Origin of the sequence: Mycobacterium sp. 852002-51971_SCH5477799-a, assembly GCF_001667145.1 — a bacterium.
GTDB lineage: Bacteria > Actinomycetota > Actinomycetes > Mycobacteriales > Mycobacteriaceae > Mycobacterium.
In genome coordinates this window covers 184,464-197,202 of sequence record NZ_LZIF01000083.1, presented here as the reverse complement: position 1 = coordinate 197,202, position 12,739 = coordinate 184,464, and the positions used below count along the sequence as shown (strand labels likewise).

The window sequence follows — 12,739 nt, the reverse complement described above, 5'->3', positions numbered from 1 at the left end:
CCGCCCCGCCCCCCCCCCCCCCCCGCGGCCCGGCGGTGGCCGTCCCGGTGGTCCCGGCGGTCGTGACGGAGGCGGCGGCAACTACCGCGGAGGCGGCGGCGGCGGAGTCGGCGCCCCGCCCGGGGGTGGCGGCGGTTTCCGTGGCCGTCCCGGTGGTGGCGGCGGCGGTGGCCGTCCCGGCCAGCGCGGCGGTGCCGCCGGCGCTTTCGGCCGTCCCGGCGGTGCGCCGCGACGGGGCCGCAAGTCGAAGCGGGCGAAACGCGCCGAATACGAGAACATGCAGGCGCCCGTCGTCGGCGGCGTGCGGTTGCCGCACGGCAACGGCGAGACCATCCGGCTCGCCCGCGGCGCATCGCTCTCCGACTTCGCCGACAAGATCAACGCCAACCCGGCCTCGCTGGTGCAGGCGCTGTTCAACCTCGGCGAGATGGTCACGGCCACCCAGTCGGTCGGCGACGAGACGCTCGAGCTGCTGGGCAGCGAGATGAACTACGTCGTGCAGGTCGTGAGCCCGGAGGACGAGGACCGCGAGCTGCTGGAGTCCTTCGACCTGACCTACGGCGAGGACGAGGGCGGCGAGGAAGACCTGCAGACCCGGCCGCCGGTGGTGACCGTGATGGGTCACGTCGACCACGGTAAAACCCGACTGCTGGACACCATCCGGAATGCCAGCGTTCGCGAGGCGGAGGCTGGCGGCATCACCCAGCACATCGGTGCCTACCAGGTGTCCGTCGACTTCGACGGCACCGAGCGGCCGATCACGTTCATCGACACCCCGGGTCACGAGGCGTTCACCGCCATGCGTGCCCGCGGTGCCAAGGCCACCGACATCGCGATCCTGGTGGTCGCCGCCGACGACGGCGTCATGCCGCAGACGGTGGAGGCGATCAACCACGCGCAGGCTGCCGACGTGCCGATCGTGGTGGCGGTCAACAAGATCGACAAGGAAGGCGCCGACCCGGCCAAGATCCGCGGCCAGCTCACCGAATATGGTTTGGTGGCAGAGGATTTCGGTGGCGACACGATGTTCGTCGACATCTCGGCCAAACAGGGCACCAACATCGAGGCGCTGGAAGAGGCGGTGCTGCTGACCGCCGACGCCGCTTTGGACCTGCGGGCCAACCCCGATATGGAAGCCCAGGGTGTGGCGATCGAGGCGCACCTGGACCGCGGTCGCGGACCGGTGGCCACCGTGCTGATCCAGCGCGGCACGCTGCGGGTCGGTGACTCGATCGTCGCCGGCGACGCCTACGGCCGGGTTCGCCGCATGGTCGACGAGCACGGCGAGGACGTCCATGAGGCGCTGCCGTCGCGGCCGGTGCAGGTCATCGGCTTCACGTCGGTGCCCGGCGCCGGGGACAACCTGCTGGTGGTCGACGAGGATCGCATCGCCCGCCAGATCGCCGACAAGCGCAGCGCGCGCAAGCGCAACGCGCTGGCGGCACGTTCGCGCAAGCGGATCAGCCTGGACGATCTGGATGCCGCGTTGAAGGAAACCAGCCAGCTGAACCTGATCCTCAAGGGCGACAACGCCGGTACGGTCGAGGCGCTGGAAGAGGCGCTGATGGGAATCCAGATCGACGACGAGGTGGAGCTACGCGTCATCGACCGCGGTGTCGGTGGCATCACCGAGACCAACGTCAACCTGGCGTCGGCCTCGGACGCGGTGATCATCGGCTTCAACGTGCGGGCCGAGGGCAAGGCCACCGAGCTGGCCAACCGCGAGGGTGTGGAGATCCGCTACTACTCGGTGATCTACCAGGCGATCGACGAGATCGAGAAGGCCCTGCGCGGCATGCTCAAGCCGATCTACGAGGAGAGCCAGCTGGGTCGCGCCGAGATTCGGGCGATCTTCCGGTCCTCCAAGGTCGGCATCATCGCCGGCTGCATGATCAGCAGCGGCATCGTGCGCCGCAACGCCAAGGCGCGGTTGCTGCGGGACAACATCGTGGTCACCGACAACCTTTCGATCACCTCGCTGCGACGGGAGAAGGAGGACGTGACCGAGGTCCGCGAGGGCTTCGAGTGCGGTATGACGCTGGGGTACTCCGACCTCAAAGAAGGCGACATCATCGAGTCCTACGAGTTGGTCCAGAAAGAGCGCACCTGACCACCGCCGGCGATGCAGAAGGGATTGTGTGATGAGGTGGGGGTACTCCCCAGCTCCGCGGGGACCCCACCCGCTTGCGGGGGAAAGGCGGTGAAGCCGAATGCCTGACCCGGCCCGGGCGCGCCGTTTGGCCAAGCGGATCAACACGATCGTCGCCTCCGCGATCGAGTTCGAGATCAAGGATCCCGGGCTCGACGGGGTCACCATCGTCGACGCGAAGGTGACCGCCGATCTGCACGATGCGACGGTGTTCTACACGGTGATGGGACGCACGCTGGACGACGAGCCGGATTACGAAGCGGCCGCGGCCGCCCTGGAACGGGCCAAGGGCGCGCTGCGCACCATGGTCGGGGCCGGCACCGGTGTGCGCTTCACGCCCACGCTGACGTTCGCCCGCGACACCACGTCGGACAACGTGGCGCGGATGGACGAGTTGTTGGCGCGTGCGCGTGCCGCGGACGCTGATCTGGCGCGGGTTCGTTCGGGAGCCAAGCCGGCTGGGGAGGCCGATCCATACCGGGATAGCGGATCGGGCGTGGAGCCCGGCTTCGACGGGAGTATCCGTGACGACGACCAACACGAATACTGAGCTGGGCGGCTCCAGGGCGGCGTCACGTGTCGACGCCGCCGGCGCGGTCGAATTGCTCTCGGGCGCTGACACCGTCGCGGTGATCGCACACGTGCATCCCGACGCCGACACCATCGGCGCCGGGCTGGCGCTGGGGCTGGTGCTGGACAAGTGTGGCAAGCGCGTCGAGGTCAGTTTCGCCGAGCCGGCGGGGCTGCCCGAGTCGTTGGCGTCGCTGCCCGGCTGTCGACTGCTGGTGAGTCCGGACGCGATGCGTCGCGACGCCGATCTGGTTGTCACCGTTGACGTTCCGAGCGTCAAACGGCTGGGCGCGTTGAGCGGCCTGGCCGTAGCGGCCGACGAGTTGTTGGTCATCGATCACCACGCCTCCAACGATGTGTTCGGCACCGCCAATTTCATTGATGTGTCGGCCGATTCGACCACGATGATGGTCGCCGACATTCTCGATGCCTGGGGCAAGCCCATCGATCCCGACGTCGCGCACTGCATCTACGCCGGGCTGACGACCGACACCGGCTCGTTCCGCTGGGCCAGCGGGCGCGCCTTGCGGCTGGCCGCCCGGCTGGTCGACGGCGGCGTCGACAACGCCGCGATCAGCCGGACCCTGATGGACAGCCACCCGTTCGGATGGCTGCCGCTGCTGTCGCGGGTGCTGGCCTCGGCGCGGCTGCTGCCCGACGCCGCGGGTGGCTTGGGACTGGTGTATGCCGTTGTCGCCCACCAGGATTGGGTCGGCTCACGCCCAGAGGAAGTGGAGAGCATCGTCGACATCGTGCGGACGACGCAACAGGCGGAGGTGGCCGCGGTGTTCAAGGAGATCGCGCCGCAGCAGTGGTCGGTCTCGATGCGGGCCAAGGCCGCGGTGGACCTGGCGTCGGTGGCGTCCGGGTTCGGCGGCGGCGGGCACCGGCTGGCGGCCGGCTACTCCACCAGCGGCTCGATCGACAACGCGGTGGCGTCGCTGCGCACGGCGCTTGACTAGAACGCCCAGCTTCCCGAGCGCTGCACGACGAACCCGTGGTCGCCGCTGGTGGTGTCCAGGCAGGCGACGAGGTCGTCGGTCCCCACCGCGCAGGTGACGTTGAGGTAGGTCAACTTCTGGCCGGACGCCAGCGCCTTGCCGCCGGCCGGCAGCGGTGCCGGGTTGCCGTCGCATCCGCCATAGGACATGCGGGTCAACTGATAGCCCGGGCCCTTGAAGTCCACCGAACCCACGACGCAGTCGCCGGGCCGTGGGCGGCCACCGGGGAACGGGACGTCGTCCATCCCGAGCATGTCGCCCTTGCACTTGATGTCCTGCGACGGTTGTGGCACGGGCGGCGGCCCGCCGTAGAAGTCACAGACCAGGGCCGGGCCGGCGGAGAAACTGACCCGCGGTGGGCTTCCCGGCGCGCCGGCGCCCAGGTAGCCGTCGGCCGGGACGGCGGTGAAGGCGTCGAGGTTGGGAAATCCCGGTGGCGGCAGCGCGCCCGCGTGCGGCGCGAACACCGCGATCGCCGACGTGGCCGCCAGCGTCAGGCCGACCAGCATCCTCACGGCGATTCCGACGACCGCATGCATCAGCTGATGGTAGGGGGTGGGCGCAGTCGGTGGGGCCGGACTGCGTAGATCGTGACGTCAGCGCACCTGCGAGCGCCCGCGTTGCAGCACGGCCTCCCGGTTGGCGGCGATGTCGTCGCCGCTGGTCCGGAACTGCCGGGCCGCCGTCGCCTCTTGCCACAGCCCCGCGCTGGTCTGCGCGTCGTCGATCCGGTGATAGGACGCCAGCAGCGCCCGCACGGCGTCCTGGTTGTTTCCGACGATCGACGCCGCCACCGCCCGGGCGGCGGGAAGCAGCTGGTCGTGCGCCACCACCTCGGTCACCAGGCCGGCGCGCAGCGCGTCGCCGGCGGACAGGTAGTCCCCGGTCATGCTCATCCGCCGGGCCAGCCCGATTCCCACCTTCTGCGGCAACCGCACGCTCAGGCCCCAGGTGGGCAACAGGCCCACCCGTGCGTGCGTGTCGGCGAACCGGGCGTTCTCCGAGGCGATCAGGATGTCGCAGTACAACGCCAGCTCCAGCCCGCCGGTCACCGCGGCGCCGTTGATCGCGCCGATCACCGGCTTGGTCAGCGCGGGCCACCGCGGCGAGATGTCTGGAAGCGCCGTGGAGCCACCCAGTTCCTTGAGATCGAGTCCCGCGCAGAACACCGGGTCGGTGCCGGTGACGATGACGACGTCGACGTCGTCATCGGTTTCGGCGTCGGCCAGTGCGCCGAAGAAGCGGTCGCGTAATGCCGAAGACAGGGCGTTGCGCGACTGTGGCCGGTGCAGCGTCAGGGTGCGCACTCGTTCGTCGGTGTCGATCAGCAGGATCTCGTCGGTCATCACATCACGGTAGCCAGTCGCCCGGCGCGGTCGGGCGACCGCCTCGCCGCCGGCGCATCCGCCGGGGAGCGGCGGCACCGAGCAGCGCTTATCGTGGAAAAGATGTGCCGGAATATCACCGAACTGCGTGGCCTGCAGCCAGCGGCGACCGCCGAGGAAATCGCGGCGGCGGCGCGGCAATACGTGCGCAAGGTCAGCGGCATCACCCGCCCCTCGGCCGCCAATGTCGATGCGTTCGAGGCGGCGGTTGCCGAGGTCACCGAGACGACGACGCGGTTGCTGGGGCAGCTGCCGCCGCGGCGCCAGCCCCCCAAGACGGTGCCGCCGTTGCGTCGGCCAGAGGTGGTGGCGCGGATGGCGGGCGCGAAATGACCGTCGCCACAACAGTTCCCGCGCTCAAGGAGTGGAGCGCCGCGGTGCATGCCCTGTTGGACGGCCGCCAGCGGGTGTTGCTGCGCAAGGGTGGTATCGGGGAGAAGCGGTTCGAATTGGCCGCGCGCGAATTCCTGTTGTTCCCCACGGTCGCGCACAGCCACGCCGAGCGGGTGCGCGCCGAGCATCAAGACCTGCTGACACCCGCCGCCGCCGACAGCACCGACGAACAGTTGGTGATCCGGGCCGCCGCGAAAGTTGTTGCGGCGGTGCCCGTTGAGCGCCCGGACGGTCTTGCGGCCATCGAGGACCTGCACATCTGGACCGCCGACTCGGTGCGCGCCGACCGGCTCGACTTCCGTCCCAAGCACAAGCTGGCCGTCTTGGTGGTGTCGGTGAGCCCCCTGGTCGAGCCCGTGCGCATCACCCGGACCGCGGAATACGGCGGCTGCAAGAGCTGGGTGGAGCTGCCGGTGCAGCCGCCGTTGGGGGCGCCGGTGCATGACCCCGTTCATGATCAAGCGGCGCTGGCCGCGGTCGCCGCCCGGGTCCGCGCGGCAGTGGGCTGAGAACGCGCCCGGGTCCGCGCGGCTGAATCAGAACTTGTAATACGGCGCGAGGTCGTTGGCGCGTTGCACGTTGGTCTGCATGCAGTCGACCTCGGGGTTGGAGTAGACGGTCGAGTAGTAAAGCGCCTGCTGCAGCACCCCGTAGCTGGTCTTGAACACGACCATGCAGGAATAGAACCAGTAGCTGTTGTGGTAGGTCGGCTTGAGCACCCAGTACTGCGCGGCGCGGTGACCCGCGATCGTCGTCTCGACCGCGTCGGCGGGCAGCGAGGCCTCGTAGGTGCGCCAGATGATGGGCTCGATGGCCATCTGATAGTTGCCGGCGTCGAAGTGGCAGCGCAGCCCGTCTTCGTGTTCGGGCGGCGTGAAGCCCAGCCCGAGCCGCTGGACGACGTCGAACGGAATGTCCTCGCACGCATCGAACGGGCGTGGATCGGTGGTCGCCACGATCGGGCTCTTCATGGTCGTTTCCATCGGCTGGGCGGTCGACTTCAGCTCGACGGACCGATCGGCGGCGCCCGACCCGCTTGGGGCGGTCACCAACCCCACCGTGCCCCCGATGGCCGCTGTGAGCAGCGCACCCAGCGCCCCCACCAGACGAACATTGGCGAACACGACACCCCCTGACGCCCCAGCGGTCCTTTGGGGGGAGTGTACAAGTCCCGCGGGAGACGTCACAGGCAAACCTGAACTTGTTCTAACTTGCCCGCCAGCCGCCGCAATGACGCCCGCGAAACGGGCTTATCCCGCTCGGCTCGTTAGGGTGGTTAATCGTGGCTGGGCATACATCAGTGCAGGAATCGACCAACGGTGGGCAACCGACGCTGTGGGCGGTGTCCGACCTGCACACCGGTCACCTCGGCAACAAGCCGGTCACCGAATCGCTGCATCCGTCCCATCCGGACGACTGGCTGATCGTCGCCGGCGACGTCGCCGAACGCACCGACGAGATTCGTTGGGCTCTTGACCTGCTGCGACGGCGCTTCGCGAAGGTGATCTGGGTGCCGGGCAACCACGAGCTGTGGACCACCACGCGCGACCCCGTGCAGGTCTTCGGCAAGGCGCGCTACGAGTACCTGGTGAACATGTGCGACGAGATGGGTGTGGTCACGCCCGAGCACCCGTTCCCCGTCTGGACCGAGCGAGGTGGCCCGGCCACGATCGTGCCGATGTTCCTGCTCTACGACTACAGCTTCTTGCCCGAGGGGGCCACGAGCAAAGCCGAAGGCCTCACCATCGCGCGCGAGCGCAACGTGGTGGCCACCGACGAGTTCCTGCTCTCCCCGGAGCCGTACGCAACCCGGGAGGCGTGGTGCCGAGAGCGTATCGAGACCACCCGTGCCCGCCTCGAAGAGCTGGACTGGATGACACCGACCGTCCTGGTGAACCACTTCCCGCTGGTCCGCGAACCCTGTGACGCGCTGTTCTATCCGGAGTTCTCGCTGTGGTGCGGAACCACCAAGACCGCCGACTGGCACACCCGCTACAACGCCGTCTGTTCGGTCTACGGCCACCTGCACATCCCGCGGACCACCTGGTATGACGACGTGCGATTCGAGGAAGTGTCGGTGGGCTACCCGCGGGAGTGGCGCCGCCGCCGCCCGCCCAGCTGGCTGCGTCAGGTGCTGCCGGATCCGCAGTACGCGCCGGGCGACCTCAACGACTTCGGCGGCCACTTCGAGATCACCCCCGAGATGCGACGGCAGGCCGCGCAGTTCCGGGAACGGTTGCGGCAGCGGCAATCACGATGACCGGGGACTCGCTGGTTTCCGCGGTGCTGCCGGAGGCGGACGGCCTGGCCTACTCCGAGGTGTACTCCGATCCACCCGATCTCGCGCCGATGCCCGAAGAGGAGCCGCTGATCGCCAGGTCGGTGACCAAGCGACGCAACGAGTTCATCACCGTCCGGCACTGCGCCCGGGAGGCGCTGGGTGAGCTTGGCCTGCCGCCGGTGCCGATCCTCAAGGGGGAGAAGGGCGAACCCTGCTGGCCCGACGGCGTGGTGGGCAGCCTCACCCACTGCACGGGTTATCGGGGTGCGGTGGTGGGCCGCACGGACGCGGTGCGCTCGGTGGGCATCGACGCCGAACCGCACGACGTGCTACCCGACGGCGTGCTGAACGCGATCGCGCTCGAAGAGGAGCGACACGAAATCTCCACCTTGCCAGCGGGGCTGCATTGGGACCGAATCCTGTTCTGCGCCAAGGAGGCGACATATAAAGCGTGGTTCCCGCTGACCAAGCGGTGGCTGGGTTTCGAGGACGCGCATGTCGTGTTCGACCTCGACCCGCCCGATGGGGGAACCACCGGGGTGTTCGTCTCCAAGATCCTGATCGATCCGGAGGCGCTGTCGGGCCCGCCGCTGACCGCGCTGAGGGGCCGCTGGTCGGTCGAGCGCGGCCTGGTGCTCACCGCCATCGTGCTATGAGCGAAAGTCCCAGCGGGCCCGGCATAGTCGTCGTCGACAAGCCGCCCGGGATGACCAGTCATGACGTGGTCGGCCGCTGCCGCCGGATCTTCTCCACCCGCAGGGTGGGGCACGCGGGGACGCTGGACCCGATGGCCACCGGTGTGCTGGTGATCGGCGTCGAACGCGCCACCAAGATCCTCGGCCTGTTGACCGCGGCCGCCAAGTCGTACACCGCCACCATCCGGTTGGGCCAGAGCACGTCCACCGACGACGCCGAGGGCGAACCGGTGCACAGCGTCTCGGCGCGGCACCTGACGAGCGAGGCGATCGAATCCGCCGTGAGCGGCCTGCGTGGCGACATCGAACAGGTGCCGTCGACGGTCAGCGCTATCAAGATCGACGGCAAGCGCGCCTACCGACTGGCCCGCGAGGGCCAAGCAGTCGAGCTGCAGGCCCGGCCGGTGCGCATCGACCGGTTCGAGGTCTGCGAGATCCGGTCCGGCGGTCACGACTTCGTCGACCTGGATGTCGAGGTCGACTGCTCGTCGGGGACCTACGTTCGGGCCCTGGCCCGCGATGTCGGCGCCGCCCTCGGGGTGGGCGGGCACCTGACGGCGTTGCGGCGCACCCGCGTCGGGCGCTTCGGGCTCGATCAGGCCTACCCGCTCGACGAACTGGCAGAGCGCCCGCGGCTCAGCTTCACCCTGGACGAGGCCTGCCTGTTGATCTTCCCGCGCCGCGACCTGTCGACCGAGCAAGCCGAGGCGACCGGCCACGGGCGGCCCCTGGAGGCTGCGGGGATCGACGGCGTGTACGCGGCCTGCGACCCCGACGGCCGGGTGATCGCGCTGCTGCGTGACGAGGGCGCGCGCACGAAGTCGGTGGTGGTCATCCGCCCGGCGACGCTCTAACGGCCCCGGCCCAACGGTTGGTTGGGCTAGGTTGCACACTGAGGTGTCTAGCGGCCTACGAAAGGGGCTGGAATGTCCACCACAACGTCCAACAAGGTTTACGTCGTCGGCGTCGGCATGACGAAGTTCGAGAAGCCGGGCCGCCGCGAGGGCTGGGACTACCCCGACATGGCCAGGGAATCGGGAACCAATGCGCTGGCGGACGCCGGCATCGACTACCGCGAGGTCCAGCAGGGCTACGTCGGCTACGTCGCCGGTGATTCGACGTCGGGGCAGCGGGCGCTCTACGAGCTGGGCATGACCGGGATCCCGGTCGTCAACGTCAACAACAACTGCTCCACCGGCTCGACCGCGCTGTTCCTGGCGGCGCAGGCCATCCGCGGCGGCATCGTGGACTGCGCGATCGCGCTCGGGTTCGAGAAGATGCAGCCGGGTTCGCTGGGTGGCGGCGCCCAGGACCGCGAATCGCCGATGGGTAAGCACGTCAAGGCGATGGCCGCCATCGACGAGTTCGCGATGCCCGTCGCCCCGTGGATGTTCGGCGCCGCCGGCCGCGAGCACATGAGGCAATACGGCAGCACCGCAGAGCATTTCGCCAAGATCGGTTACAAGAACCACAAGCACTCGGTCAACAACCCGTTCGCCCAGTTTCAGGAGTCCTACACGCTCGACGACATCCTGGCGGCGCGGATGATCTCCGACCCGCTGACCAAGCTGCAGTGCTCGCCGACCTCGGACGGTTCGGGCGCGGCGATCCTGGCCTCGGAAGGCTTCGTCGAAAGCCACGGGTTGGCCGGCCAGGCGGTGGAAATCGTCGGCCAGGCCATGACCACCGACTTCGCGTCGACGTTCGACGGCAGCGCGAAAAACCTAATCGGTTATGACATGAATGTTCAAGCTGCACAACAGGTTTACGAGCAGTCCGGCCTCGGACCGCAGGACTTCCAGGTGATCGAGCTGCACGACTGCTTCTCGGCGAACGAACTGCTGCTCTATGAGGCCCTCGGCCTGTGCGGTCCCGGTGAGGCGCCCAAGCTGATCGACAACAACGACACCACCTACGGCGGTCGTTGGGTAGTCAACCCGTCCGGCGGCCTGATCTCCAAGGGACACCCGCTGGGCGCGACCGGGCTGGCGCAATGCGCGGAGCTGACCTGGCAGCTGCGCGGGGCGGCCGACCAGCGTCAGGTCGACAACGTCAGCGCCGCACTGCAACACAACATCGGGCTGGGCGGCGCCGCCGTCGTCACCGCTTACCAGCGCGCCGAGCGTTAAGGGCGCCATGATCGAGTGGTCCGACACCGACCTGATGGTCCAGAACGCCGTTCGGCAGTTCGTGGACAAAGAGATTCGCCCGCATCTGGACGAATTGGAAACCGGCGAGATGTCGCCGTATCCGATCGTGCGCAAGCTGTTCAGCCAGTTCGGCCTCGACGCCATGGCCGCCGAGTCGGTTAAGAAGATGCTGGACCGCGAGCGCGCCAAGCAGAACGGCGAGCAGTCCGACGAAGAACCCGACGAGAAGCCGGACGAATCAGGCGGTTTCGGGGGCGGTGCGCAGGGGTCGATGGTCGCGGTGTTGGTGTCCGAAATCGCCCGGGTCAGCATCGGGTTGCTCAGCACCGCGTCGGTGAGCCTCGGCCTGGGCGCGGCGACGATCATGAGCCGCGGGACGCTGGCGCAGAAGGAACGCTGGCTGCCCGAGCTGATGACGCTGGAAAAGATTGCGGCGTGGGCCATCACGGAGCCGGACTCGGGCTCGGACGCATTCGGCGGCATGAAAACCTACGTCAAGCGCGACGGCGAGGACTACCTCCTCAACGGGCAGAAGACCTTCATCACCAACGGACCCTGCGCCGACGTCCTGGTTGTGTACGCCAAACTCGACGAGGGCGACGCCGGCGCCGACAAGCGCAACCGGCCGGTGCTGGTCTTCGTGCTCGATGCCGGCATGCCGGGTCTCACGCAGGGCAAGCCGTTCAAGAAGATGGGCATGATGTCCTCGCCGACCGGCGAGCTGTTCTTCGACAACGTGCGGCTGAGTCCGGACCGGCTGCTCGGCGAGAGCGAACAGCACGCCGAGGGCGACGGCCGCGACAGCGCCCGCGCCAACTTCGCCGCCGAGCGGATCGGGATCGCGATGATGGCGCTGGGCATCATCGACGAATGCCACCGGCTGTGCGTGGATTACGCCAAGGGCCGAACGTTGTGGGGCAAGAACATCGGGCAATTCCAGCTGATCCAGCTCAAGCTGGCCAAGATGGAGATTGCCCGAATGAACGTGCAGAACATGGTCTTTCACACCATCGAGCGACAACAGGCCGGCAAGCCGCTGACACTTGCCGAGGCCTCGGCGATCAAGCTGTATTCGTCGGAGGCCGCCACCGAGGTGGCGATGGAGGCCGTGCAGCTGTTCGGCGGCAACGGCTACATGGCCGAGTACCGGGTGGAGCAGCTGGCCCGCGACGCCAAGTCACTGATGATCTACGCGGGTAGCAACGAGGTTCAGGTCACCCACATCGCCAAGGGTCTGCTGGCCAACTGAGTTCGCTGGGCCAACCGGGTCGTCGAACGTGCACTGAGGGCGAGAAGACGGCCGAAACCTCGCCGTGAATGCATGCTCGGCGAATCGAACTAGCTAGGCCGTCACCCAAATAGCACGGGCGGCGGGGCTGCCCAGGTCGACCGTCGTCTCGGCGCCGTCGCCGGAGTCGATCGCGACCGAGATCATGCCGGCGAATTCGCGGCGGGTCAGGACCCGCAGCCGGGAGTCGAGATTGATGCCGACGTCGGTGAAATAGCGCAGCATCTCGGGGTCGGCGTCGGAGATGCGCGCCACGGTGCCGGAATCACCGTCGTCGCACGCCCACAACTGCCGGGCCGGTGGGGTGGGCACCTGCCCGTCGGAGGCCGGGATCGGGTCACCGTGCGGGTCGCGCCGCGGGAACCCCAGCTTCGCGTCGATGCGGGCCACCAGGCGATCGGACACCGCGTGCTCGAGCACCTCGGCCTCGTCGTGCACCTCGTCCCAGGCGTAGCCGAGCTCGTTGACCAGGAAGGTCTCCAGCAGCCGGTGCCGGCGCACCATTTCCAGCGCCGCCCGTCGCCCCGCCTCGGTCAGCGTGACCGCGCCGTACTTCTCGTGGTCGACGAGGCCCTGCTCGGCGAGTTTGCGGATGGACTCCGAGGCCGTGCTGGCAGATACCCCGATCTTCTCGGCCAGCATCTTGGTGCTGACCTTCTCCAGCGACCACTCCTGGGCATTCCAGATGACCTTGAGGTAGTCCTGGCCGACCGCGGTGATACCGCCACGCTCTTCGTCAGCCCTCACAACCAGAAAGTTTAGGCAACCCAAGCCTGATCCGGCGTGTTCCCGGCACCATGGCGAGGCTCAGCCCATCTGGATCTCCC

At 68.3% G+C, this 12,739-nt stretch carries 13 protein-coding genes and 1 pseudogene; 10 read left to right on the top strand and 4 right to left on the bottom strand.

The window, feature by feature from the left end:
* From infB to A5753_RS11390, 3 genes and pseudogenes are all read left to right on the top strand, one after another.
* Positions 1-2,110: translation initiation factor IF-2 (gene infB, locus A5753_RS11400; RefSeq protein WP_082971277.1), on the top strand; the 2,110-nt coding region annotated here is incomplete at its 5' end.
* A 100-nt stretch (positions 2,111-2,210) separates the two neighbouring features.
* A pseudogene (gene rbfA, locus A5753_RS11395) lies at positions 2,211-2,688 on the top strand (30S ribosome-binding factor RbfA); the annotation flags it as partial.
* Positions 2,674-3,681, top strand: coding sequence for a bifunctional oligoribonuclease/PAP phosphatase NrnA (locus tag A5753_RS11390; protein WP_067127241.1), 1,008 nt, complete (start codon positions 2,674-2,676; stop codon positions 3,679-3,681). The pseudogene rbfA and the gene A5753_RS11390, both read left to right, overlap by 15 nt.
* On the opposite strand, the gene A5753_RS11385 is transcribed toward A5753_RS11390, so the two are convergent.
* Positions 3,678-4,259, bottom strand: coding sequence for a hypothetical protein (locus A5753_RS11385; RefSeq protein WP_067127238.1), 582 nt, complete (start codon positions 4,257-4,259; stop codon positions 3,678-3,680). The genes A5753_RS11390 and A5753_RS11385 overlap by 4 nt on opposite strands.
* Before the next feature lie 57 nt (positions 4,260-4,316).
* Positions 4,317-5,066: an enoyl-CoA hydratase gene (locus tag A5753_RS11380; RefSeq protein ID WP_067127235.1), complete on the bottom strand. Its 750-nt coding sequence runs from the start codon at positions 5,064-5,066 to the stop codon at positions 4,317-4,319.
* 102 nt (positions 5,067-5,168) lie between these two features.
* Between A5753_RS11380 and A5753_RS11375 the strand changes: the two genes are divergently transcribed.
* Together A5753_RS11375 and A5753_RS11370 are read left to right on the top strand one after the other, a co-directional pair.
* Positions 5,169-5,438, top strand: coding sequence for a DUF2277 domain-containing protein (locus A5753_RS11375; RefSeq protein WP_067127332.1), 270 nt, complete (start codon positions 5,169-5,171; stop codon positions 5,436-5,438).
* Entirely contained in the window at positions 5,435-6,007 is a 573-nt protein-coding gene (locus tag A5753_RS11370) for a DUF1802 family protein (RefSeq protein WP_067127231.1), read from the top strand. Before A5753_RS11375 ends, A5753_RS11370 begins: the two co-directional genes overlap by 4 nt.
* Positions 6,008-6,034: 27 nt before the next feature.
* Here A5753_RS11370 and A5753_RS11365 read toward each other — a convergent pair whose 3' ends face one another.
* Positions 6,035-6,622: a DUF3558 domain-containing protein gene (locus tag A5753_RS11365; protein WP_067127229.1), complete on the bottom strand. Its 588-nt coding sequence runs from the start codon at positions 6,620-6,622 to the stop codon at positions 6,035-6,037.
* A gap of 176 nt (positions 6,623-6,798) precedes the next feature.
* On the opposite strand from A5753_RS11365, the gene A5753_RS11360 reads away from it, so the two are divergent.
* The 5 genes from A5753_RS11360 to A5753_RS11340 all read left to right on the top strand — a co-directional run bounded on the left by A5753_RS11360 (position 6,799) and on the right by A5753_RS11340 (position 11,873).
* Entirely contained in the window at positions 6,799-7,758 is a 960-nt protein-coding gene (locus A5753_RS11360) for a metallophosphoesterase (RefSeq protein ID WP_197694665.1), read from the top strand.
* Entirely contained in the window at positions 7,755-8,435 is a 681-nt protein-coding gene (locus A5753_RS11355; protein ID WP_067127223.1) for a 4'-phosphopantetheinyl transferase, read from the top strand. The genes A5753_RS11360 and A5753_RS11355 overlap by 4 nt, the downstream gene beginning before the upstream one ends.
* Positions 8,432-9,328 (top strand): tRNA pseudouridine(55) synthase TruB, encoded by an 897-nt coding sequence (gene truB / locus A5753_RS11350; RefSeq protein ID WP_067127219.1) that lies wholly within the window; start codon positions 8,432-8,434, stop codon positions 9,326-9,328. The genes A5753_RS11355 and truB overlap by 4 nt, the downstream gene beginning before the upstream one ends.
* Before the next feature lie 72 nt (positions 9,329-9,400).
* A complete protein-coding gene (locus A5753_RS11345) occupies positions 9,401-10,603 on the top strand; it encodes a lipid-transfer protein (RefSeq protein ID WP_067127216.1) in 1,203 nt (400 codons plus the stop codon).
* 7 nt (positions 10,604-10,610) lie between these two features.
* Positions 10,611-11,873, top strand: coding sequence for an acyl-CoA dehydrogenase family protein (locus A5753_RS11340; protein ID WP_067127213.1), 1,263 nt, complete (start codon positions 10,611-10,613; stop codon positions 11,871-11,873).
* 93 nt (positions 11,874-11,966) lie between these two features.
* Here A5753_RS11340 and mntR read toward each other — a convergent pair whose 3' ends face one another.
* Positions 11,967-12,659: a manganese-binding transcriptional regulator MntR gene (mntR, locus tag A5753_RS11335; RefSeq protein WP_067127210.1), complete on the bottom strand. Its 693-nt coding sequence runs from the start codon at positions 12,657-12,659 to the stop codon at positions 11,967-11,969.
* Positions 12,660-12,739 lie beyond the last annotated feature (80 nt).